The organism is Dyella sp. Tek66A03 (assembly GCF_052567735.1).
Map to the genome: position 1 here is coordinate 2662390 of NZ_CP199584.1, position 23364 is coordinate 2685753.

The window sequence follows — 23364 nt, forward strand, 5'->3', positions numbered from 1 at the left end:
GAACGGGAGGATTGTTCTTGGGGCATGGTGAAGGCTGACTGAAGCGCTCCCGGGGCCGCGCCCATGCTCGTCGATGACGTGGCGCGAACAACCGGACGGTCACGCCAAACCCCCATGGAGGAGCGCTAGACGCGACCCGCCTCTACACATTCTACGTGTACAAAATTGACATGCCCGTTATCCGGGGGCGCCGAAGCTCCTCTTTCGGGAGTCGTCCGCGGACGAGTTGCCGTTTCCTGTCGATTTACAGTGGAGGCATTACCGTGGCTTCTAAAAAAAAGTCCCCGCGTGAGTCCCAAAAGGCTGCTCCGTCAGCAACGAAACTGGCAGGCGACCGCGGTTCAGGCGATGAGCTCCACGAGCGCGCCGGCGGAAAACACACTGCGCTCACCACCAACCAGGGCATCCCGGTCACGGATAACCAGAATTCGCTGCGGGCGTCAGAGCGCGGCCCAACCTTACTCGAAGACTTTGTCCTGCGGGAAAAGATTACGCACTTCGACCATGAACGCATTCCCGAACGCATCGTCCATGCGCGAGGTAGTGCAGCCCATGGATATTTCGAGCTGACAAAATCCCTGGCGCAATACACCAAGGCAAAGATACTCAGCGAAGTCGGCGTCAAGACACCGGTCTTCACGCGCTTCTCGACCGTTGCCGGGGGTGCGGGTTCTGTGGATACCCCGCGGGACGTTCGTGGTTTCGCGGTGAAGTTCTATACCAAGGAAGGCAACTGGGATCTTGTTGGCAACAATATTCCGGTGTTCTTTATCCAGGACGCCATCAAGTTTCCCGACCTCATCCACTCGGTAAAAATGGAGCCCGATCGCGCCTTCCCCCAGGCCGGTTCGGCGCACGACACGTTCTGGGACTTCATATCCCTCATGCCCGAAGCGATGCACATGATCATGTGGGCGATGAGCGATCGTGCCATCCCCCGCTCGTTAAGGATGATGGAAGGCTTCGGCATCCACAGCTTCCGCCTGGTGGGTGCCGATGGTGCATCTACCTTCGTCAAGTTCCATTGGCGACCGAAGCTCGGCATTCAGTCCACGGTATGGGACGAAGCCGTCAAGCTGCAGGCAGCGGACAACGACTTTCACCGACGTGACCTGTTCGAAGCCATCGAGAAGGGCCAATACCCGTCGTGGGATCTGGCGGTGCAACTGTTTACGGACGAGGACGCGGCCGAATTTCCGTTTGATCACCTCGACTCCACCAAGCTGATTCCCGAAGAACTCGTCCCACTGACCGTGATCGGACGAATGGTGTTGGACCGCTGGCCTGACAACTTCTTCGCAGAAACCGAGCAAGTGGCCTATTGCCCGGCCAACGTCCCGCCGGGCATCGACTTCTCCAATGACCCGCTCTTGCAAGGTCGTTTGTTCTCGTACTTGGATACACAGCTTTCGCGCTTGGGCTCACCCAACTTCAACCAGATTCCCATCAATGCGCCGAAGTGCCCCTTTGCCAATTTGCAGCGCGACGGCCATATGCAAATGCATACCCAGAAGGGCCGGGTAAACTACGAGCCAAGTTCGCTGCAGGACGATTCACCGCGGGAGGCGCGCGCGGGCTTCAGCAGCGCGCAAGTACCTGGCGACGATGGTGTGAAGGGCCGCATTCGCGCCGAGAGTTTTGCCGATCACTACAGCCAGGCCAGACTGTTCTTTCGCAGCCAGACCAAGCCCGAGCAGGCCCACATCGCGTCGGCGATCACCTTTGAGCTGTCCAAGGTCGGCACCGCGCACGTGCGGGAAGCCATTGTCGGCCATTTGCGCCACATCGATCCCGATCTGGCCCAACGAGTCGCGACCGGGCTTGGATTGGCCACGCTCCCGCAGGCGCCCCCTGCCGCCGTACAACCCATAGACATGCCTCCGTCCCCGGCATTGCAGATCATCGGCAAGATGAAAGACACACTGGTGGGACGCGCCGTCGGAATCCTCGTGGACGATGGATCCGATGCGGGTACGGTCAAGTTGATACGCAAGGCGGCAGAGGACGCCGGCGCTACCGTGAAGCTGGTCGCACCCAGGATCGCCGTGACCTTTGATGCCGGCAAACCGGTGAGCGCCGATGGCCAGCTCGCGGGCACGCCGTCCACCGTGTTTGATGCGGTGGCTATTGTCTTGTCCGAGCCGGCAGGCAAACGCCTCTCGAACAATGCATCGGCCGTGGATTTTGTGCGCGATGCCTTCGCTCATCTGAAAGCCATCGCAGCGGATGCGGGCGGTCAACTTGTCCTGAAAGCGGGCAAAGTGGAGAAGGATGCTGGCGTGCTGGATGCGACAAACATGAAATCCTTCATCAAAGCCGCAAAGACACGCCAATGGGATCGAGAGCCAGCGGTACGGCTGCTTGCCTGAAGCTGAGTCCGGCGCCATGGCAGGGTCGCCACTCGCTCGCGGTTCGCCATCCGAATCATCTAGCCGGTTGGACCGCCCATGACCGGCACGATGGCTCCCGTGATATAGCTCGCGCAGCTCGGTGCAGCCAGAAACACATAGGCAGGAGCGATTTCTTCGGGCTGCGCCGGTCTTCCCATCGGATTCTTGGCGCCAAATTTTTCGACGTCTTGCGCGGGCCTGTCAGCGGGATTCAAGGGGGTCCATACAGGACCGGGGGCGACTGCGTTTACACGAATACCCTTTTCGACCAGATTGCTCGCCAGGGATTTGGTGAATGCGTGAATCGCCCCTTTGGTCGCGGAGTAGTCGAGCAACTGACCGTTACCGAATAAGCCCGTCTCAGAACCCGTGTTGATAATGCACGAGCCTTCCTTGAGATGCGGAAGCACGGCCCGCGCCATATGCATATATCCAAAGATGTTCGTCCGGAAAGTCATCTCGATCTGCGCGTCCTCAATGTCCGCGAGTGATTCGGCGTGCTCCTGAAAGGCGGCGTTGTTCACAAGAACATCCAGTCTTCCGAATGCTTCGACCGTTTTCTGAACAGCCTTCTCACAGAACCCGCTGTCGCCAACGTCACCCGCGATAAGCAGACAACGCCGCCCTTCCCTCTCGACGGCTCGTGCCGTCTCTTTGGCGTCCTTGTGTTCGTCGAGATACACGATGGCCACGTCGGCTCCCTCGCGAGCAAATAGAACGGCAACGGCACGGCCGATACCCGAATCACCGCCGGTAATGATGGCGACTCGTTCGTCAAGCTTCTGGCTGCCCTTGTAGTCGGGGGCCTTGAATTGCGGACGTGGTCTCAGCTTGGCTTCGGAACCTGGCTTCTTTTGATGCTGGGCGGGCAAGGGATTCACCGGATGCCGCCGCGCTCCGGCCTGCGAGGACTTTTTCTCGGGCGTTTTTTTCGGTGCGGTCTTGATTGCGTCCTGCTCATCGCGCTTGTTCTGAATCGATCGCTGCCTGGATGCACTCGCGGGTTTCGTGGCCATGCGACTCTCCTATGGGTGGGATGCGTAGGCTGCGCGACCAGGAATAAGAAATGCGTCAAAAACAAAGCGATTTCCAGTGCATGGAGCCACGCTTTGGCTCTTGTGGCGAGGGATGAGAGCACCTTCTAGCGTGAGGTGCAGGTATTCATTTCTAGTTCTCAACGGTTCGACAGAGCATTCACTGCGCGGACAGCAGGATCGCTGCCAGGGTGTCGCCTGGCGACATTGATGGGATCGTCCGACGTATCGATGAGGCGTACATGGCAGTCAAATTTACGCTTGCAGAAGAAACCCCGGGAATCGTCGTTCGCCGCAGCTGGAGTAACGACGCCTGGCACCGCCAGGACCTTAGTTGCGTGGTCGCCGTTCCCGCACGAAATGAGGCAAGCCGCGTGGGACGTTGTCTGGAAGGACTCGCGCGGCAGGAAGGCGCGAAACCTTTCGGCGTGCTCGTGCTTATCAACGGAACGACCGACACAACGTTTTCGAAAGTTGTCGCTCAAGGTCGCAACGAGGGTTTGCCCATGATGGCCGTTGAGGCTGATCTCCCCATACAGCGTTGCAATGCGGGCGCTGCACGTTGCATCGCCGTTCAAATGGCGATTCGTCGAATAGCCACCAAAGAAGGATCCGTCTTCATCACCGATGCCGACAGCATCGCGCCTCGCCGCTGGATCGCGGAATACAGCGTCATGCTGGATGCGAGCTACGACGCAGTGGCCGGACAGTCGCGGTTACTTTCCGACGATATGCAGGATATTCCTCGCTCCCTTCTGCAAAGGGGACTCCTGGAGGAGAGGTACGAGACATGCCTGGACGCGCTGGAGACCTGGCTTGATCCCGTTCCCCACGATCCCTGGCCACGCCACTATCAGGCTAGCGGCGCAAATCTCGCTTTGCGTGTCGGCGCGCTTCACAAGATAGGCAACGAGCCCTGGCCTGCCTGCGGAGAAGACGCATCCTTAGTCCGATCACTCCAGGCGAATGACTGCCGAGTTCGCCACGACACCGCCCATCAGGTCATGACGTCGGGGCGGCTGTTTGGACGTGCGCGCGGAGGCAAGGCTGACACCATGCGGAAGCGAATACTGGAACCCGACTCGGCTTGTGACGAGCGGCTCGAGGCGTTGGACAGGGCGTACTTTCGTGCACGGACTCGCCGGTTATGTCGCGAACTTCACGCCTCCGGCTATTGGGCCGAGCAAATGGTGACGTTGGCCGAACGAGTCCGCTTGCCAAGGACGATGCTTAGAGAGGCGTTCGCCCATCGAGGTTTTGGCGCGACATGGCAAGCGATTGAAATGGCTTCACCGCCTTTGCGAAGGTCGCCCCTCAGACCCTCTCAGCTTTCCGCCGAGTGCGCGCGTGGCGAGGCGCTATTGGCGCAATGGAATATTCCCTTCATGCAAGGCAATGACGCCTCTACGGCCGGCCTCTTATGAATGCTTCCCCGACCATGTCTGCGTTGGTAAGGCGTAACTTTGCGAGGGCGATTCCGTCGGATCTGCAGTCTACGCTTGACCCAATGGCGACCGAAGACGATCGCACGGGCAACGCGCCCGTCGTGGCTTTGCAATATCTCTTCAACTGCGGAGCGACCACCGCCGTGTTGCCTGCCTCTTTAGGAGGTGCTGAGTTCGGCTGGTCGCGTCACGCGTCGGCCGCTCTTTGTAACTGGCTGCGGCGACTGGGTGCATCGCACCTGTCCGTGGCCAGGCTTTACGAGGGCCATGTCAATGCTTTTCAGCTTATCTGGACTTACGGCGATCCCAAGCAACGTCAGGCCCTATGCCGCTACGTTATGGATGGAGGCTGGCTCGGTGTATGGAATGCCCCTCATTCGCGCGGGCCACTCATGCTGACGGGTGGCGGCGACACGTTCGAGCTGGACGGGCAGAAGGCCTACGCGTCGGGCGCGGGATTGATCCAATGCCCGCTGGTTACCGCGCAACACCACCTTTTGGGCCATGTGATGGTCTGGCCATCCGCCAGTTACCTGGTAGGGCCCAGCGATGAATGGAACATGCGCGGCATGCAGGCTTCGGTCACGCTTCCGATCCGCTACCATCATGCGCTCGTCGCCCCCTCGGAGATTATCGGGAGTGACAACGACTACCACCGGGAACCTCTCTTTACCTCCGGCGCCTGGCGATTTCTCGCCGCTCAACTTGGCGCAGGTGAGCGCCTGGGGCGCTTGACGGCTCAGTCCCTGATCCGTGCCGGCCGCCAGGCCGATCCGAATCAACGGGCCCGTCTGGCGGAAATCGCGATAGCTCTGGAAACGGCGGCCTTGTGGGTCGAGCGCGCGCGGTTGGCCGCTGAGGGAGAACTCGATGGCCACGAACCCACCCATTCGGTGCGCATGGCGCGTCTCGCCGTAGAGCAGCAGCTGATGGTGGTCATTCAGTTGGTTCATCGCTCGATTGGCCTGTCAGCGTTCCGCCGCGACAACCCGATAGAGCGCATGACGCGTGACCTCGAAACCTATCTCAGGCAGCCGGCTCCGGACCTGATCAGAGATCAGGTTGGAGAGCAGTTCGCCACTTTGATGCAGCCGCCATGACCTATGCCCGGGCCATGCAGGACCTTCCTTTGATCTCACCAGGGGAGCTTCTGGGAGAACGAGGACTCGTTGTCATCGCGCCGCACCCGGATGACGAGACCTTGGGCTGCGGCGGACTCCTGACATGGGCGAGCCGAAGCAATCGATCAAGGCACGTGGTGTTCCTGACCAGTGGCGAGCGCTCCCACCCTACGCTCGACTTGGCCCCGATCAGGCGTCTGGAGGCAACCATCGCGGCCGCGAATTTGGGCTTGAGGCCAGCGCATTTGAACTTCCTGGGTCTGCCTGATGGTGGTCTTCTCAGCTTGGACGACGAAGCGCGACTTTGCGCAACCCAATGGCTGCGCTGTTTCGCGGTGCAGCGCAGCCCTTGCCTTATCGTGGTTACGGCCGACACGGATGCGCACTGCGACCATCAGGGCGCCTACGCCTTGATTAGCGAGGCCACTCAAGGTCTGCCGGGAGTGGAGATCATGACCTACCCGGTATGGAGCTGGCTCTTGCCCGATAAGCCGCTACGGGTTCGCGGCGTTCGTGTTGACATCACCGAACAACGCGCACGCAAGGCCTTGGCGATCGAGGCCTATACCAGCCAGTTAGGACGCCTGGCGCTGGATGTCGAAGGATTCACGCTACCGGAGGAATTATTGCGCCATGTCCAGTCCGACACCGAAGTTTTCCTATGCCCCGCTCTATGACCACGAGTTCTTCGAGCTCCTATACGCCGATCAAGTCGATCCCTGGTCAGTACTCACAAGTAGCTACGAGCGAGATAAATACGAGGCAACCCTTCGCTGCCTTGGTCAAAGCCGATACCGTCACGCGCTGGAACTGGGCTGCTCGATCGGGGGGCTTACCCGCCTGCTGGCTGAGCGGTGCGACGCAGTGACGGCTATCGATACGAGTGCCATCGCCTTGCAGCGCGCCAGGGAACTCTGTCACTGCACCAACGTCAGGTTCATGCAGGCGCATCTACCGGATGGCGACTGGAACGGCTCATATGATCTCGTGGTCCTTTCCGAGATCTTGTATTACTTCTCTGTCCCGGCGCTGGTTCGACTAGCCGACCAGCTTTCCCGTGTCGTTAGCAAGCGCACCGAATTCGTTGTCGTCCACTGGACTGGTGAAACCGACTACCCGCTCACTGGGGACCGCGCAACCGAGCTATTCCAATGCCTCATGCGAGCCGAACTTCGTCATCGCGAGCGTCATTCCCAATACCGCCTGGAAGTGTGGACAGGCGTGCAAAAGGAATGAGTCGAAGCGATCCCGTGGGTGAACGAAGCTCAATGAAACGCTGATGACCCTTGATCCGAAGCATACAAAGGTTCGACGCTCGGTTCACCGCGACTTGCTACCCTCACCCGGGACAGCAACAGCACCTGCCAGAGCTACCTCTATAGCCATCAAGCAGATGACATCGCCGCCCCCTCATTGGCCAAGGCTGCCTCCGCGGGGTAAAAACATGAATCGTCTTCATGTCGAACTCAAACTTCGTGGCCTCCGCGCCCAGCTAGGCGATGCGTTACGTCGTGGTGCGCCGGTGGTAGCGATGCTTCGCGGGGCGATCGCCGACCTCGAATACCAAACCCGCCTATCGGATCTCGAATTCCTGAGGAGAGGGCTGCGTCTGCTGTATCGCGATCTTTACTTCAGCCTTCTGTTGAGACTCCATCCCTGGTTGATTCTGCCAAGGGACTTTTTTTGCCACGCCGCTCATGTGGTGGCACCGGGCTTACTGGGCAAAATCATTGTCACGGCCGATGGTCGCGCGGGACGGATCGCCGAGGTGGTGGTTGGGGAGGTCGATCGGAATACCGATCTGAGCAAGGACATTCACCCTGAAGATCTTGCGGGAAGATTGGCTCTGTCGGGAAATGCACCGGAAGGGTGCGCCTCGGTTTTCTGCGTCTCCGACCATCGGGTTTCACGTATCGCCATCACGGCCATCACGCCCCTGGACGGAGTGAATGTGATGGAAGCGCAAGCAGGCACCCCTCCCGATAGCGACGGACAATTCCGTGGTCCGGCGGTGATGAATGCCCTGGGCCTGGTGCGACGCAATCAGGGAAATGATGTGACCCGGCACCAAAGCGCCATTCGCATCGCTACTGATCTTCAGGCGTCGCCGCTCGTCGTCGGGCGGCCCTGGCGACCGCGGCTCGGTCGCACGACAGGGCTATGGCGTTGGACCGTCCCTCGTCGATAGCGCGTAGTGGGGGTTGGTGTCGCTGAAAGGTGCATGGCTCAAACAGTGCGAAGGAACTCATGCATGTGTTGGTTAGACATGCCAGGGCGAAGGGCGACCGTCGTGCCTAGTGGGACGGGTTTGTCGAAGTCGACGCCGCCGGGGCGGTGTCAGGGCGCGCCTCCTCGTGCATGACGGCGCGATAGAACCCTACCGCCAGAACGATCAGCAAGGCAACAATGAACGCGATTAATGCGATGCGTCGTGAAAGATTCATGATCTCAGCGAATTGAAAACGTGGCGCGCAGATTGCGCTCCATGGTGTGTTGGCCACGTCGACACTGCAGAAACGACTACCCTGGTTTGCCTGGGCTTCGGTCACTTCATTAATCGCCGGCAACACTCCACGTGCATCTCGCATGGTCTTCACGTAGTCGAAGCGCGGCGACTACGCTAGCTACGCATGGTTCAACTGACGCCCTGAGGTGGTAGTGCCATGAATGAACGCGCGTACGATATCAAGGTCCTTAACTGTCTCATTGAGTCCACGTTGGATAGCAGCGAGGGTTACCGCGAGGCCGCTGATCAGACCAAGGATGTGATGATTGCCGAGCTTTTCAAGCGGTGGTCCGTTGAGCGCCGTCGAGTCGTGGCCGAACTGCGTAACGCCGTGCGCGAACTGGGAGGCGAGCCGGAGGACGACGGCACCGTGCTCGCTTCCGCTCACCGGGTCTTTCTGGATCTTCGCGCGCACATGGACAAAACCGACAAGGCTGTCGTCGATGAAGTGGGACGAGGAGAGGACCACCTCAAGAGTAAGTATGAAGAAGCGCTCAGGGACGAAAGGCTTGGGCCGCACGCGCTATCGGTCGCCAGGAAGGCGTTTGTTTCCGTGACGACCGGCCAGGACGAAATACGCGAACTGCAGAAGGCATACGAGTAAACGTCATCATCGACGCCAAGCGGTTGGCCGCGGCGCGTTAACTCAGTGATGCGAGGCATCCACATTCACTGAGGTCGAGAGCCAGCCGGAGATTGTGGTTAGGCCACAGATGGGCGTAAAGCTGACGTCTTTAGCGCACTGGCGAAATCGACCTGCTTCACGGCACTACGACGCAAAAAGCGCGCGGCATTTCACACTGCGCCCGGCAGGATGCAGGCACAGACACTTCGGGCACTTCGATGACCGGGCAAACCGGCGATTCGCAAACGACGCCGTTGTGGAAACGTCTGGACGCAGCGTTTGCAACCGGCGCGGCCAACGACGACCCGGTGGCACCGCTACCCACTCGCAATGGGCATTGGGTTGGCTGGCTACCCTGGTGATGGGCGCGGCAACGATCGTGAAATTTCTCACGATGGGAAGAAGCTAGATGAAGCCCAGGTCTTCCACGTGGTTGGTGGCGTCCGGAGGCTTGATCATCTCTGCGATAGCCCATGCGGGCGCCGGCGCTTATCTGGTTGACGATGCTTCCATAACGCCCAAGGGACGCTGTCAGGTACAGAGTTGGACGCAACTCCTAACGGGAGGCCAGATGACCCTCGATGCCCTACCTGCCTGCACGACTGGTGCGGTCGAATGGTCCTTGGGACTGGCGGTACAAAATCACCCGTATGAACATCAGGAAAGCCCGGCCGTCAAATGGATGATCCGTGACCCGGATCACTACCATCTAGGTCTCGCAGTGAATGTAGGACTCAGCTTGGCCAATGGGCACATTCTCAGTCGCAACAGCTATGTGGCGGCGACGCTGACACCTGACGATGCACGCAGATGGGCCATCAATGCCGACCTTGGTGAGATTTATGCCCGCGGAACGTCGTGGCGAACCTTCGAGGGCCTGGGCGTCAAATACAAGCTTCGCGAGCAGCTCGCGGTCGTTATCGAACGCATCCAACCCTGGAACGGCGATGCGATCAATCAGCTCGGGATGCGCTGGACCTTTCATAACAAGGACAGCTTCGATGTCATCGTCGGCAAGAGCGACGCACACGTCCATGATCGCTGGCTGACCTTCGGTCTGAACTGGGCGCTTTGAGTCAATGCTTCGCATGGATCGCAGGTGGAGTCGTTCCTGGCCTCAAGGAGTTCTCTCGTTCGCCGCACGCGAGGTGGTCTCCGTCAACACTTCGACTGGACCCTTCACGGTTTTGTGATCGGATTTGAGCATTTGGTTCGCGTCCATAAGGATTACGCTCGCTTTGAGAGGACGGCGTACGCTCGTGCGAGCCGTCCCTGAAGCGCCTGCGCGGAGGATGAGACCTATGTCGACATTCGCTCTGACTGAGCCGTGGTGGCACTACGCGGGCCGTGGCGCGTTGACGTATCTCGGCCTGTTGGTGCTGATGCGGCTGTGTGGCAAACGGGCCTTTGGCGAGATGTCTGCCTTTGACGTGATTGTTCTCGTACTCGTGGGCGGCACGCTGCGCTCGGCGATCACGGGCGGTGACACGTCGGTCACGGCCCCGTTTATCGGCGTCGCCGCCATTCTCGCGACAGATAAAGCGGTGGGTTGGGCCTGCACGCGTTGGCCGAGGCTCAATCGCTGGATCGAGGGCCGACCGACGACCCTGGTCAGGAATGGCCGTCGTGACGACGAAGCGTTGCGTCGAGAGAACGTTCCCGGTGCGGCTCTGGACCGCGCCTTGCACTACCACGGCATGGAAACGGAGGGCGACGTGGCGCTGGCTCGCCTGGAGCCCAATGGAAAAATGACCTTTATACGAAAGCGCTCGTGAAACACTTCCCGATCGAACACGCGGCGCGCACGCGCCGCGTGGCGACCCCTACGGAACGATCGTTGTCCCGCAAGCTTGCGAGATGCCAGCTTCTGGTCGAGCCTCACTTGCGCGAAAAGGCGGGCGAAGCCACAGCGGAGACCTCACCATCGTGAGGCCTCCGGGTGGAAAGCGCGCAGATTCACTTCTTGCCGGTATTTCCGTTGCCGTGATCCTGAACGTGCCGCTTCGCCGCTTCTTCGTAATGGTGAGTCGCGTTCAAGTGGTGCCCGTGCGCCAGATGGGCGTGCTCAGCGGACTTGGAATGATCGCCCTTGTCGTGATGTTCTGCGGCGAGTTTGTGGTGCTTGGCGGCTTGCTCGTGGTGCTTGGCCGCTTCCTTATGGTGCTCGGAAATGGTGTGTGACTGATTTGCCATGATACGAATCCTGTGGGTGAGTACGTGCTGCCCACGCTATTGGCGTCATGGTTATTTCGTAGTGAATCCAGGATCAGTCAAGTGCATGGAACGCTGCGAATTTTGGTCGGCACGTGATCGACGGCGGTGCTCCAAACGCCTCCCTTTGCGCTCCGACGGGCACCAAAACCAACCTAGTCATGAGTTGCCGAAGCAACGTTCCGCGCCGCACTTGTAGTGCATGGCGAGTGTCGCCTCTGCGCGTGCCCGGGCGACTCGGCTTTCGGAGACCATCCAGTGGATGCGGCCCAGGTGATTGAGGCGCTTGTACCCGATGGTGGTGACTGCAGGAACTTCTGCGTAGGCCACAGCGGATCGACGGATCAGCGCAGTCGGCGATCCGTGTAGGGCAAAGCCCTGCTTCGAGGTAAGTCGTCACCAAGGCGCGGTGCACCGCCGAACCGGCCGGTGCACCGCGGGGACGATCACAAGGACGCGCTTACCCGTTCATCGCTCGCTCGTCGCTAAGCTGCTTGGCGTACTGCTCCAGGCACTGGATCGCCACGGCTACTCCGTCCATGAAAAGCGTTGGGAGTGGCCATGTTAGAGGCTCGGTGCTGGGGTGCTTTGCCTTCGCCCTTCGATACAGCTCGTCCTCGAACCACAGTCGCGAAAGCGCGTAATGCGCAAGCGCAACGTCGTCGAAGGTCGTGCCGCGTGGCGAGGGTGCCTGTGGACGATGAGCCGGTACACCGGCGGCGGGCGAAGCGATGAACGGGTCACCCAGGGAGAGAAAAGCCAGGCGTGCGGGTGCCGTATGATCGTGGACAGCCATGATCAACTTCCAGATAGTTGGTGATGGTTAGCGGGTCGTGGGTGTTGCAAGCACCTGCGGCCCGCGCCTCATGACATTGCTGTCATGGTCACTCGCGTTGCCCCAAATCAAAGAACGCCGCGAGTGACGGGCCGAAAGTAGCAAAGGAAAATTTTTCTGCCTGTCAGGGATTGCCGTTGCCGCGCCTCCGTTCTCGTGACATGGCTGCTGTGGTCCTCGGACTTCGGACTTCGCTGATCACCAGGCGCATCACCAGGCGCAAGGCATGACTCGCCGGTTTCGCATGACTTATCCGATCTTCGCCAGACGCTCGGCCACTTCATCCAGGTCCTGGCGCGTGGCGTCAAATGCTTCCCATGGGTCACCGCGCAAGCGAGCCAGACGCTTGGGCGTAGTGCGCAGATCGAATGCAGCGCCGCTGCCGAGTCGGCCGAGCTCCTCCCATCGCAACGGCACCGCGACCGGCGCCCCTGGGCGAGCGCGCAGCGAATAGGAGGCGACGCTGGTCGCGCCCCGACTATTGCGCAGGTAGTCGATATAGATGCGTCCGGGTCGTTTGGCTTTGCCTGCCACGGCGACGAACTGCTCGGGATGCATTTGCGCCAAGGTGTCGGCAAAACCGCGAGAGAAGTCCTTGGCGACGTCCCACGGTGCAGCGGGATGAAGCGGCAGCACGACGTGCAGTCCCTTCCCTCCCGTCGTCCGTACGAAGGACGTCAGCGACAACTGAGCCAGCAGCTTCCTGACCCGTTGCGCCGCCGAAACGATTTGCGACCATGCCACCCCATCGCCGGGGTCCAGGTCAAAGACCACCTGAGTCGCATGATCCGGATCGTCGATGGTGGCGCCCCAGGGATGAAACTCGAGGCTGCCAAACTGGACGAGCTCAATGATCGAATCAGCGTCGCTGGGATAGAGGTAGGCCTGCTTGCGGCCCGAGCCTTCCTTCAGCGAGATGGTGCCTACGTGACTGAGGCCACGGGTCAGGTGCTTCTGGAAAAAGCACTCCGATACCAGCCCTTCAGGACAACGCAATACCGATAGCGGCCGCTCGACCACGCCAGGAAGAAACCAATCCATGATGGATGCGTAATATTCAGCCACCTCCAGCTTGGTGATGCCCTGGTCCGGAAAAACCTTTCTATCGGGGTGAGTGATGGCAACGGCGGAGGTAAAATCAGGCATGGCATGGCTCGATGGCGCGGCTTTCGGCGCAGGGGCGGCGCGATCGGCGTCGCGCAAATCGTCTACCGACTTGTCAGGTCGCAAGGTCTTCAGGCTTGGTTGACGTAGCAGCCCATTGCCACCCAGTCCGCGGTAGTAGACCTCGGCAACCACGTTCGGAGTGACCCAGTGAGCACCACGCAGGAGCGGGTCGATGGTAGGCGCGTGCACCGTCGGAGTTTTGCGTACGTGACCGACCAGCTGCTTGGCAATCTGGCTAAGTTGCGCGTCGGTAAAGCCGGTGCCGACTCTACCGGCGAAATCCCAGCCGCCGCCTGCCGATGGCCGCCCCAGCAGGAGCGAGCCGAAGCCCTGGCGCTGCCCCTTGGCCGTCGTATAACCCACCACGGCAAATTCATCGCTGTCGAGCCGCTTGATCTTTAGCCAATCGCCGGTGCGCCCTGGGCGATAAGGTGAAGCCGTCCGCTTGGACACCACGCCCTCAAGTCGGGACGTATGCACCATGTCCAGCATGGCCTCCGCATTGCCGACCACGTGCGCGCTATAGCGAAGATGCTGGGCCGTCCCTTTGGGCGCCCGCTCCAGGATCTGCTCCAGTAGCCTCTTGCGCTCCAGCAACGGCAAGGCGCTGAGGTCGTGCCCATGGAGGTGGATCAGGTCGAACAGGACATAGGTGAGAGACGCCTGAGCCTGTCCGGAAAGCGTTTTTTGCAGCGCGCCGAAATCGCTTCGCCCATCGACGAGCACGACCAGCTCCCCGTCCAGTCGAGCGGACTTCAGTCCTAGCTGGCGTACGGCGGCCACGACGTCGGGAATCCGATCGCTCCACGGCAGGGCATTACGTGACCACGCTTTCACTTCGCCGTCGGCCACCGCAGTGAGAATGCGGTAGCCGTCCCATTTGATCTCGTGCAACCAGTCGTCGCCTTTGGGCACCTCTGCGCGCCACTGGGTCAGTTCGGGCGCGAAGAATCCCGCGTCAATGGTCTCCTTGGGCTGTCGCTTTACTAGCGCTGGCGATGGCCTGCTGTTCGATCCAGCCGCCGTCTTCTTGCGTCCTGCTGGCGTCTTTGCCTTGGTTTTTACCGGCGCTCGCTTGTGTTGCTGGGGAGAAGATCCCTCCAGCATATCGTCGGCCTCGAAGTCGCCGGCAAAAGCGTCCTTGCCCTTGATCAGAAACCAGGACGGTTGTCGCTCCTTTCGATGACTGCGCACCAGGTGCCAGTGACCCTTGAGGCGATCGCCATCGAGCGTGAAATCCAGATGACCTTTGCGCAACTGCGCTTGAGGGTCCGTCTCGGTGGACCAGAGCCCGCGGTCGAAGCACTCGACATGACCGGCACCGTAGTTTCCTTCAGGGATGTCGCCTTCAAAATCGGCGTAGTCCAACGGATGGTCTTCGACCTCCACGGCCAGCCGCTTCACGGACGGATCCATGCTGGGCCCCTTCGGCACTGCCCAACTCTTCAGCACGTTACCCACCTGCAGCCGGAAATCGAAATGACGCTGCCGCGCGTGATGCAGCTGCACCACGAAGATGGGGCGCTTGCTGCGGCCGCGCGGCGCGCCGGAGGGTTCGCGCGTTCGCTCGAAATCACGTTTATTGCGATAGGCCTTCAGGCTCATACGGCAGCCTTATGCCGACTTGCGCCGCGCCGCAGGCCGCTTGCCTGCCTTCTTGGCAGCGGCCTTCTTGGCGGGCTTGCGCTTGGCGGAGGCTGTCGGCGCGCGACTGCTGGCTGGCGTGCGTTTCTTCGAGGCCAGGCTCTTCTGTAGCAGGCTCATAAAGTCCACGACGTTCGTCGTCGCGTTCTCGACCTCGCCGGACTCCTCCTCGACGGGTGTTATCACGCCCTTGGACTTCATGCGCTTCTCGATCACCTTGCGCAGGCGCTCGCGGAACTCGTCGCGGAAGTCTCCCGGACGCCACTCACCGGTCATCGACTCGATAAGCTGCTCGGCCATGTCGATCTCCTTAGCCGTTATGCGATAGCTCGATAGCTTCCCCTCGGGAATCTTGTAGTCACTGGTGTCCACCATCTCCTGCGGGTAGCGAAGTAGGATAAGCATCAGGCTATCGCCTCTGGGCGTCACCGCCGACAAGTACTCCCGCGTGCGTATGACCACGCGCGCAATACCGACCTTACCGGTGCGCTTGAGCGTCTCCCGCAGTAACACGTAGCCTTTTTCCGCCTTCTTGCCAGGCACCAGCACGTAGGGCTTTTCGTAGTACTCCGGACCGATCGACGACGCGTCGACAAATGCCTCGACTTCGACGGCCTCCCTGCCCTCGGAAGCGGCTGACTTGACGTCTTCCGGTCGCAGCACCACATAGCTTCCCTTCTTGTATTCATAGGCGCGAACGATGTCCTTCCAGGGGACTTCATCACCTGTTTCGGCATTGACGCGTTCGTATCGGATCGGCGTATTGCTACGACTGTCGAGCATGCGAAAGTGAAGATCGATGCTGCGCTCACCGGCCATCAGGGAGACCGGTACGTTCAACAAGCCAAACGACAAAGTTCCGCTCCAGATCGGCCGTGCCATGACGTCATCCTTTCGAAGTAGGGAATGCGACGGCGACTCGTAGAGGGTCGCGTCCACTTCGGTAACGTGCGTCCGACCGCGTTATTGGCATGTGACGGCAAGGGTGTGCCGACGTCATCTCCTTGAATCGATCGCAACGGCGCGAATGAGCGCAGTTACGCTTCGTTTGGCGGGTTCGCGCCTGTCTGAATCAGCGGCAACGCGAGCAACCGAGGTTCACATCGGATTGAAGGACGCCTGCACAAGCTGGCGCGGTCACCACACCGACCATCGAAGGAGGCTCCATGATCAAGCGCATACTTCCCTTGTTGATTGGATTGCTGGTTTTTGATGTCGCTGTTGCCCAAGATCAGCCTGCTACCGCACGCTCGGTCACCAGCACCATGCAGACCACGACCACGGTTACGACGTGGACGTCCGAGCCGCCCTCGGGCGCGCTGACGGAGGACGCCATCAAGGCTGCGATTGCCGGCGCCGGCTACAAGGAAGTCAAGGATCTTCGGTTCAAGGACGGCGTGTGGCGGAGCCAGGCTCGCGGCGGCAACAAGCAGTGGGTGAAGCTCGCGGTCGGTCCGCTCAGTGGCAAAGTCTATCCGGCCGATTCACCGTCCCGGCTCAACGAGAATGAGGTCAGTGCCAAATTGGCCGGGGCTGGCTATCAGAACGTCAAACACGTGAAATTCGAAGAAGGCCTGTGGGACGCCGACGCGAAGACGCCGCGAGGCACCGACGTCGCTCTGCTGGTCGATCCGACCGATGGCAGCGTAGTGGCCAAGTCGCGTGATTGATGCCTGATGCTTGTGATGCCCATGAAAGGGCGATCATCCACGTTCTCCGTCGCCACGTGCTCCGTGGGTGATCGCCCGGCCCGAAACTCAAGCCTTACGTTTGCGAGTGCTTGCGGCCTTCTTTGCCGCCGCTGATCGTCCTGCCGCACCCTTCGTGCGCGCGGCTTTCTTGGCCGCTGCCGAGCGAGACGTGGCGGTACGCTTTCGAGCGCTGCTGGTGGCCTGCTTGGATAGCGAGGCATGCGATGCGGCGGCGTGCCCTTCCTTCTTCAAGGCGCGCTTGCTCGCGTGTGAACGCTTCGAAGCTGCCTTCTTGCGATGCCCGGATGCCGCCTTCTCGTCCTGAGCCGCCTTCTGCTTGGTCGACTTCTTAGCCGTCTTGCTTACCGGTGCCTTGACGCCCGCGCGTCGCGCCTTGGAGAGGCCGATCGCAATGGCTTGCTTAGCCGACCTGGCCCCATGCTTGCCTTTACGCACATGCTCTATTTCTTCGTGTACATACTCGCCAGCCTGCGTGCTTGTGGACTTTCCTTGACGCTTGTCGCGCGCCGCGGCTTTCTTGGTCTTTGCTTCTGGCATAACGGACCTCCCATCGTGTGACGCCACAGATGTATGCGAAACGCGGTCCATTGTTCGTCAAAATAACGAGGGCTTGTGATGAAGATTCAGCCCTCGTGCGGGGCATGCTTACGGGACCTGGATGGTTTTTTTAAGACATGTTGATGCCTTCGGCGTAAATCCGAGGCCGACGAAGATTGCGGATCAGGCGATCGAACCGCAGTCGTTCTTGCGGGTAGAGCCTGCTCCCATGCTTGGGCGATAGATCAGATACGCCCCATCAAGAGAAGTATCAGCAGGATCAGCAGGATCAGGCCCAGGCCACCACTGGGGTAGTAGCCCCAGCCTCGGCTATAAGGCCATGACGGAAGTGCGCCGATGACGATGATGACCAGCACGATTAGAAGTATGAGTGACATCGCGTTTTCCTTTCTGCTGTCGTGTTGCCGGGTAACCCCCATGGTGATCCGGGGCGCAGCGCGCCCGAGCTCAGTCGATAGTGCGTCGCGCAGCCCGCGCGCGATCAGATAACGAGCATGTGAGCCACGTGAACGTTTCACGGACGACATCCACGTGAACACTGGTGCCGCACGCTTTGGCGCAAGTTCCGCCTCGGCGAGACCATCCAGCGCAACGCCATGACCATGAAGTCCGAAGAGTCACGGCGTCGCGTGCATCCACAGCCGTAGCAACGCTTAGTGCTTGCGCCGGTCGTCTCTTTCCTTGCCGATTTCTTTCTGGATCTTGCCGGCGTTCTTCTCTATCTGGCCGGCGGCTTCCCTGGCCTTGTTGCCCGTGACCTTGCCTGCCACCTCCTTCATGGCGCCCTTGATTTCATGCTTGGTGCCTTCAGTGCGATTCTTGTCCATGACTGTCTCCTGTCGCTGAATTGCGACAGCTCAGCTATAAAAGCTCAAACATCGGGGCGATGTGAAGTATCCGGACGGCGTCAGGTTTCTGTTCATTTCCGCCGTAGAACGCGGCCCCTGACCACGCACCTGAGCACGCGATCGCCTTCCTGCGCAGCCAATGCACGGTGCTATGCCCCGCCCGCCCGCCATGCAGCGGGCCGCTACTCGGGTTTTGCGAATGCCTTGGGTGGCGTTCGCTCGCCACGCGCGGACGAGAGGCCGTGGGTCAACTCGGCGCCCACCAGGACGATCGTCGAGGCGTAGTAGACCCACATCAGCAAGACCATGAGAGCGCTGGCGGGGCCATAGGCGCCACTCACGCTGGAGTGCACGACATAGAGGCTGATGACGAATTTTCCGGTCATGAAAAGCAGGGTGGTGAGCAGTGCGCCGCGCACGGCGTCCGCCCAGGCAATCGAGGCGTCGGGCAGGATGCGATACATCGCCCCGAACGCAACCACCAGCAGGAAGGCACCCACCACGTCCTCGACGATGTTCCAGCCGATGGAGCCGCTGGGAATCAGTGCGTTGACGAGAGCAGTGGCCGCGAACGACACGATCATGAGGAAGGCAATGCCGACCAAAAGCGCAAAAGCGCGAGCTCTGGCCAATAGCCACCCCGCAACCGCCTTTTCGGGCGCGGGTTTGATGTTCCAGACATGGTTGAGGCTCTGCTGCATCTGCGTGAATACGGCGAGCGCGCTGAACAGCGTCACCACCAATCCGATACCGCCATAGAGATGACGCAGCCGCGGGTTAGTCTGGGCGCTGCGGATGACCAGCTCGGCGATCGAGGATGCCCCGCTCCCCATGATGTTGGTCAGGGTGACGACCAACTGGTTATTCCAATCCGGCCTGATGACGGACACCAGCCACAGCACGAGAAGCAAGACGGGAGCAAATGAAAACGCCGAGTAAAAAGCCAGCGCGGCGGCGCGGGTCAGCAATTCGTGGTCGCTGAACCCGTGAAAGACCTCATGCAAGACTTTGGGTACGCGCGTCTTCATGACGATGGCTGATCGACCGCGTCAGACCGCAAGCTTCGCCCTGTCTTGGGAAGACCACGATCCCGGGCGATGACGGGCAGGAACCTGTGCCGCGAATCAGTGCGCCACTACCTCCGTTGTGGTTAGAAGGTCAGGCTGCGCCTCATACCAGCGCGCGGCATGCAGCAGATGAAATTGGCGTTCGCCATTGGCCATCGCTACGCCGACGTCCAAGATGCCCCAGCGGGCGTAGATATCCCCTGCGGGCTTACCGTCGGCAATGCGCAAGCGCGCCATGACCAAAGCTCGCTGGTTGGTCGCGACCAGGTGGTCCAGCACGAATTCGCCTTTCCGGGCCTGCACGTTGGCGCGCACCTGGGCTTCACCGGCATCGATGAGGTGGGCGACCCACTTGGGAAACGCCCCCCGGTCGGCGAACAGCGTGAGCAGAACACTCACGTCTTTCATACGCATCGTGGCCGTGCCGTTGAGCTGCATGGGCCGATCCCAGTCGAGCGTGCCCCGCTCCAATGTGGCCGTCGTCCACCAAGGCGGATCGTTCGAGCCTTCGACGCGTACACCGTTCATCGACAAGTTGAAATCGTGCACGTCGAAGGCGTGCCCGGCGCGCTTGGCCATCGTAAGCCGCGTATCCAGATCTATGTTGCCATTAAGCCGTGAAGGCCCGATGGCCAGCCGCGCGCCGTCGCTGTGCAGCTGCATCCGACCGTCACTCACGTCACCCTTCCCGTCAACGGTCAGATCACTGGCCATGCTGCCGTGGCCGCTGATAAAGAACAGGCTCTTGCCTGGCAGGTAGCGATTGTAGGCGCGCAAGTCGGGCACCTCAGCGTGGGCGAAGTGCAGGCGCGTCACAGCGGTGTCGCGAAAGTTCAGCAGGTCAGCCGAGGAACGCATGGCCACCTGCAGCGCCTGCCCCTGAAGGTAGGGCTCGCCCGCGGGGATGTCTGGTGCGACGACGAAGTGTTTGACCATCAGGTTCATCGAGCTGTGCGCGCCCCGAGGGTCGGCCTCGACGAGGCCGTCGGCACTGGCCGAACCGGTAAAGATATTGCCCAGAATACGCGCGGTGAATGCCAGCCGGGGAATCGTCAAGCGCGACCCGGGCATGAGTTGCCCATGGGCAAGACGCAAGGCCGCATCGACTTCACCCGCGCCGTTCCACCGCAGCCATGGCTTGACGGCGGTCAGTGGCTGCAGCCAGGCCAGGGATTCAAACTGCCAATGCCCCTCGGCGTTCACCGAAAGGAGTGCCAGCGCGGCCTTGGATGAGGGCAACGGCAGCAGACGGCGACTGTCGAGGCGCGCATCAATAAGCATGTGGTTGGCGATGTTCGCGCCGGTACCGGTGACGGCGGGGGACGCCGAAAAGTGGCCGTCCGTTTTATCGTCCGTGACGCTAATGGTGGCTTGGCCGCCCAGGTATTGCGGGGAGCCGCCTGCGCTCGCGGTTTCCACCGGACCGTTCCAGCTCGCGTGTCCGCCCGCCGCCAGGACACCGTGATCGAGCAAAAGGTCGACCGCGACGTGTCCGTCGTGTGGCGCGGCTGAAGGGCCACTGACGTTCGCGCCTGAATTCACGCCGAGGTTGATGATGGGAGTGGCCCCATCGGCCACCAGATGAATGCGCGCACGCTCCAACTTGTGCCAGCCAGGCGGGTCGTCGTAGGAGTAGCGGTCGAACGCGAACTGCAGCTTGAAGGACAGCGCCCGCAGCCAAGGTTGCGAGCGGTAGCGAAGCGCGGCCTGGCTGGCTGTCAGTACGGAAGGGAATATCTGGGTCGTGCCACCACGCAGCTGATGGGTAAAACCCACTACGCCTGCGGCGTTGCCCTCCATGACAAGCTCGCCCCACTGCAGCTTTCGTAGGGAGGTGGTCTCGATCCCCTCGAACGTGAGCCACCAGGCGTCGGGACGCCAGGGCGGTGGTTTGTGATCGCTGCTTGCAGGTTGCACATGGATGTCCACGTCCGTGATTTGGACGCGGCCAAAGCGAAGCTCGCGCCGGAACAAGGCCCAAAGCAGCAACCGCCCCCTCGCTTGCCCGGCTTCGACACTCCAGAGCAACTTGCGCGCGTGCCCCTGGACGCGAAGACGCTCAAGCCGCACTTGTCCTGGCCACCACGTTTCCGCACGCGCCCAATGCGCCTCGAGCGTCTCAGGCTGTCGATTGACAAGACGCGGTGCCAGCGGGCTATTGAGGAAGATGTTTCCCGCAAAGAGATAAACGACATAAAGCACGCCAATCACCCAAACAACTCGACGAGCGATAAGGGTTACGCGGCTTCCTGGCGGGTGTTCATTTGGCATCGCGCCCGAGAATGGCCGTCACTCTGTGATGCCGTAGTGGAACAGGGATGAGATCATCTTGACCTTGGCGACAGGTCCCTGAACGCCAGGCTGGCTCCAGGCAAACACCTTCTCTGTTCCACAGCCGCGCAAGCTTCGGGCCAGCTCACAGGGTGAGCAGTCGCCTTCTTCGCTCAGCTTATGGGCCGCCAATAGCAAGCCTCTCGGCGGGCGCGAGCGACGTCAATGACTTCGCTACGGCATGGCTCGGCAGGCTCTTGACCATATCGAGATGGTGTTTCAGCGTCGGCAGGGTCTTGGCCGCGAACGCACGCAGATCGGCATCTTGCCCCGTCGAGGCTTCTTGCTCGAACAAAGCAACGGCTTGCGTGTGGTCGTTCAGGGCCATTTTTGCATAGGCCTGATCAAAAGCCGCCCCATGCATACTCTTTAGCGAGTCGATGGATGCCTGTTGGTCGGCGGAAGGACTGGTCGCGACGGCCATGCCCTTGGTTTCCGCCAGTTTCTGAAGGGCCACGTTTGCCTTGGAGTGGTCGGCAACCATGGTCTGTCCGAATGATTTGACGGCCGCAGCCTGCCCTTGCGTCATTGCCACGTTGCCCGACGCGACCTCCGCCAGGCCGGCGGCACTCGCTTCACTCACGAACGTGCTGTCCGAAGCAGACACATTCGCAGCCTTGCCTGATGGCGCGCTTTGCGCGTGGAGCGAACCAAACGCCATCGCTGCCGCCAGACAACCCGAAATGATAAGAGTCGTTTTCATAGCTATCCCTCCCAGGCGATGACTGGAAAATAGGCTGATATTCGTTCAATGGACGTGGAAAGCGCATCAGGGTGCGCTACTTTTCCTGCGCCACTTCATCGCCGGCAAGCAAGATCAAGCGTACGTTTCAAGCCGCCAGTGCTTCGATGACTGTTCGTGCAAAGGCAGGGATATCGTCTGGTTTGCGACTGGTGATCAACTGGCCGTCCTGCACCACCTCACGGTCCTCCCAGTACGCCCCGGCGTTTTCCAGGTCCTTGCGCAACGACGGCCAAGAGGTGACTTTTCGTCCTTTCACCAAACCGGCGTCAATAAGCGTCCACGGTCCGTGACAAATGGCGGCCAGCGGCTTGCCCGATTTTGCAAATGCCTTGATCAGCTCGATGGCCGCCGGCTCCAGGCGAAGCCTGTCGGGATTCATTACGCCGCCGGGCAATACCAGGGCGTCATAGCTGCCAGCCTTCGCCCGATCCAGGGCGATATCGACAAAGACCGTTTCGCCCCAGTCCTTGTTGTGCCAGGCCCTGATCTCGGTTGCTCCACCGGGTGCGACCACGCTGACTTCTGCACCGGCGGCCTCCAGCAAGCGCCTGGGTTCAAGCAGTTCGGATTGCTCGAAGCCATCGGTGGCGAGCATCGCAATCTTACGGCCCTTGAGTGATGTGCCCATCTCATTCTCCTGCGTGAATGAGCAGCCATGGTGGTCCGGTCAACATGGAAAATCCGTCGCCACGATGTCGTCATGTCGTGACGTGAGGGCAGCCATGACGCGAGCGGTCGGACATCCTCAGGCAGTCAGCCGAGAAGATGCGACAGTGCACCCAGAATCGTGTTTCTGTCGTACGGCTTGGGTACAAAGGTCACGGACTCCGGGTAGTCCCCGTAGCGATTGGGAAGATCACCAGACGTCAAGATCACTGGCATATGCAGCCCCGCCTGACGGAGCCGGAGAACCAACTGGATACCGTCAATGCCCCCTTTGGTATGGATGTCGCTTATCACGGCGATGATATGACGCTCACGGGCGAGCAAGAGCAGAGCCTCGGTGCCATTCATTGCAGTAATGACGCGATAGCCGTCTTCTTCAAGTATCAGCCGAGTCGTCTCCTGTGCTTCCAGATCGTCCTCGACCAGCAAGATGGTCCTGCTATCAGACCCCATAAATCG

General features: G+C 60.5%; 24 protein-coding genes. 10 read left to right on the forward strand and 14 right to left on the reverse strand.

Annotation, left to right across the window (positions count from 1 at the left end):
• The first annotated feature begins 263 nt into the window (after window positions 1-263).
• Window positions 264-2369: a catalase gene (locus ACT01B_RS11720; RefSeq protein ID WP_445147471.1), complete on the forward strand. Its 2106-nt coding sequence runs from the start codon at window positions 264-266 to the stop codon at window positions 2367-2369.
• Window positions 2370-2428: 59 nt separating this feature from the next.
• Here ACT01B_RS11720 and ACT01B_RS11725 read toward each other — a convergent pair whose 3' ends face one another.
• Entirely contained in the window at window positions 2429-3406 is a 978-nt protein-coding gene (locus tag ACT01B_RS11725; RefSeq protein ID WP_445143438.1) for an SDR family oxidoreductase, read from the reverse strand.
• A 260-nt stretch (window positions 3407-3666) separates the two neighbouring features.
• Between ACT01B_RS11725 and ACT01B_RS11730 the strand changes: the two genes are divergently transcribed.
• The 5 genes from ACT01B_RS11730 (at window position 3667) to ACT01B_RS11750 (ending at window position 8178) form a co-directional block, all read left to right on the forward strand.
• Window positions 3667-4848 carry a glycosyltransferase gene (locus ACT01B_RS11730; RefSeq protein ID WP_445143439.1) on the forward strand — a complete coding sequence of 394 codons (1182 nt, stop codon included), beginning with the start codon at window positions 3667-3669 and terminating at the stop codon, window positions 4846-4848.
• A gap of 83 nt (window positions 4849-4931) precedes the next feature.
• A complete protein-coding gene (locus ACT01B_RS11735; RefSeq protein ID WP_445143440.1) occupies window positions 4932-5969 on the forward strand; it encodes a hypothetical protein in 1038 nt (345 codons plus the stop codon).
• Window positions 5966-6667 carry a PIG-L deacetylase family protein gene (locus ACT01B_RS11740; RefSeq protein WP_445143441.1) on the forward strand — a complete coding sequence of 234 codons (702 nt, stop codon included), beginning with the start codon at window positions 5966-5968 and terminating at the stop codon, window positions 6665-6667. The genes ACT01B_RS11735 and ACT01B_RS11740 overlap by 4 nt, the downstream gene beginning before the upstream one ends.
• Window positions 6624-7226, forward strand: a complete 603-nt coding sequence (locus ACT01B_RS11745) for a class I SAM-dependent methyltransferase (protein ID WP_445143442.1) — start codon at window positions 6624-6626, stop codon at window positions 7224-7226. The genes ACT01B_RS11740 and ACT01B_RS11745 overlap by 44 nt, the downstream gene beginning before the upstream one ends.
• 208 nt (window positions 7227-7434) lie before the next feature.
• Window positions 7435-8178 (forward strand): hypothetical protein, encoded by a 744-nt coding sequence (locus ACT01B_RS11750; RefSeq protein WP_445143443.1) that lies wholly within the window; start codon window positions 7435-7437, stop codon window positions 8176-8178.
• Between the two features lie 106 nt (window positions 8179-8284).
• Here ACT01B_RS11750 and ACT01B_RS11755 read toward each other — a convergent pair whose 3' ends face one another.
• Window positions 8285-8578 carry a hypothetical protein gene (locus ACT01B_RS11755; protein WP_445143444.1) on the reverse strand — a complete coding sequence of 98 codons (294 nt, stop codon included), beginning with the start codon at window positions 8576-8578 and terminating at the stop codon, window positions 8285-8287.
• A 75-nt stretch (window positions 8579-8653) separates the two neighbouring features.
• Here ACT01B_RS11755 and ACT01B_RS11760 point away from each other — a divergent pair, with 75 nt between their 5' ends.
• From ACT01B_RS11760 to ACT01B_RS11770, 3 genes are all read left to right on the forward strand, one after another.
• The gene (locus ACT01B_RS11760; protein WP_445143445.1) at window positions 8654-9100 is read left to right on the forward strand and encodes a PA2169 family four-helix-bundle protein; all 447 of its coding nucleotides are present in this window, start codon (window positions 8654-8656) and stop codon (window positions 9098-9100) included.
• A gap of 592 nt (window positions 9101-9692) precedes the next feature.
• Window positions 9693-10196 carry a hypothetical protein gene (locus ACT01B_RS11765; protein ID WP_445143446.1) on the forward strand — a complete coding sequence of 168 codons (504 nt, stop codon included), beginning with the start codon at window positions 9693-9695 and terminating at the stop codon, window positions 10194-10196.
• Window positions 10197-10422: 226 nt separating this feature from the next.
• Window positions 10423-10896, forward strand: coding sequence for a DUF421 domain-containing protein (locus ACT01B_RS11770; protein ID WP_445143447.1), 474 nt, complete (start codon window positions 10423-10425; stop codon window positions 10894-10896).
• A 181-nt stretch (window positions 10897-11077) separates the two neighbouring features.
• Here the strand turns inward: ACT01B_RS11770 and ACT01B_RS11775 are convergent, their stop codons facing one another.
• From ACT01B_RS11775 to ku, 4 genes are all read right to left on the reverse strand, one after another.
• Window positions 11078-11314 (reverse strand): hypothetical protein, encoded by a 237-nt coding sequence (locus ACT01B_RS11775; protein WP_445143448.1) that lies wholly within the window; start codon window positions 11312-11314, stop codon window positions 11078-11080.
• A gap of 478 nt (window positions 11315-11792) precedes the next feature.
• A complete protein-coding gene (locus ACT01B_RS11780) occupies window positions 11793-12128 on the reverse strand; it encodes a hypothetical protein (RefSeq protein WP_445143449.1) in 336 nt (111 codons plus the stop codon).
• Window positions 12129-12416: 288 nt separating this feature from the next.
• Complete coding sequence (gene ligD, locus ACT01B_RS11785) at window positions 12417-14939, reverse strand: DNA ligase D (protein WP_445143450.1); 2523 nt, start codon at window positions 14937-14939, stop codon at window positions 12417-12419.
• A gap of 9 nt (window positions 14940-14948) precedes the next feature.
• Window positions 14949-15860, reverse strand: coding sequence for a non-homologous end joining protein Ku (ku, locus tag ACT01B_RS11790; RefSeq protein WP_445143451.1), 912 nt, complete (start codon window positions 15858-15860; stop codon window positions 14949-14951).
• 284 nt (window positions 15861-16144) lie between these two features.
• Here ku and ACT01B_RS11795 point away from each other — a divergent pair, with 284 nt between their 5' ends.
• Window positions 16145-16648, forward strand: coding sequence for a PepSY domain-containing protein (locus tag ACT01B_RS11795; RefSeq protein ID WP_445143452.1), 504 nt, complete (start codon window positions 16145-16147; stop codon window positions 16646-16648).
• A gap of 87 nt (window positions 16649-16735) precedes the next feature.
• Here ACT01B_RS11795 and ACT01B_RS11800 read toward each other — a convergent pair whose 3' ends face one another.
• The 8 genes from ACT01B_RS11800 to ACT01B_RS11835 all read right to left on the reverse strand — a co-directional run bounded on the left by ACT01B_RS11800 (window position 16736) and on the right by ACT01B_RS11835 (window position 23334).
• Complete coding sequence (locus tag ACT01B_RS11800) at window positions 16736-17227, reverse strand: DUF6496 domain-containing protein (protein ID WP_445147472.1); 492 nt, start codon at window positions 17225-17227, stop codon at window positions 16736-16738.
• Between the two features lie 245 nt (window positions 17228-17472).
• Window positions 17473-17625 carry a DUF3309 family protein gene (locus tag ACT01B_RS11805; RefSeq protein ID WP_445143453.1) on the reverse strand — a complete coding sequence of 51 codons (153 nt, stop codon included), beginning with the start codon at window positions 17623-17625 and terminating at the stop codon, window positions 17473-17475.
• 276 nt (window positions 17626-17901) lie between these two features.
• Window positions 17902-18075, reverse strand: a complete 174-nt coding sequence (locus ACT01B_RS11810; protein ID WP_445143454.1) for a CsbD family protein — start codon at window positions 18073-18075, stop codon at window positions 17902-17904.
• 203 nt (window positions 18076-18278) lie between these two features.
• A complete protein-coding gene (locus ACT01B_RS11815) occupies window positions 18279-19064 on the reverse strand; it encodes a YihY/virulence factor BrkB family protein (RefSeq protein ID WP_445143455.1) in 786 nt (261 codons plus the stop codon).
• A gap of 156 nt (window positions 19065-19220) precedes the next feature.
• Window positions 19221-21365 (reverse strand): hypothetical protein, encoded by a 2145-nt coding sequence (locus tag ACT01B_RS11820; protein WP_445143456.1) that lies wholly within the window; start codon window positions 21363-21365, stop codon window positions 19221-19223.
• Between the two features lie 247 nt (window positions 21366-21612).
• Window positions 21613-22155 (reverse strand): DUF4142 domain-containing protein, encoded by a 543-nt coding sequence (locus tag ACT01B_RS11825; RefSeq protein WP_445143457.1) that lies wholly within the window; start codon window positions 22153-22155, stop codon window positions 21613-21615.
• Window positions 22156-22324: 169 nt separating this feature from the next.
• The gene (locus tag ACT01B_RS11830; protein ID WP_445143458.1) at window positions 22325-22867 is read right to left on the reverse strand and encodes a type 1 glutamine amidotransferase domain-containing protein; all 543 of its coding nucleotides are present in this window, start codon (window positions 22865-22867) and stop codon (window positions 22325-22327) included.
• A 125-nt stretch (window positions 22868-22992) separates the two neighbouring features.
• Window positions 22993-23334 (reverse strand): response regulator, encoded by a 342-nt coding sequence (locus ACT01B_RS11835; protein WP_445143459.1) that lies wholly within the window; start codon window positions 23332-23334, stop codon window positions 22993-22995.
• Window positions 23335-23364 lie beyond the last annotated feature (30 nt).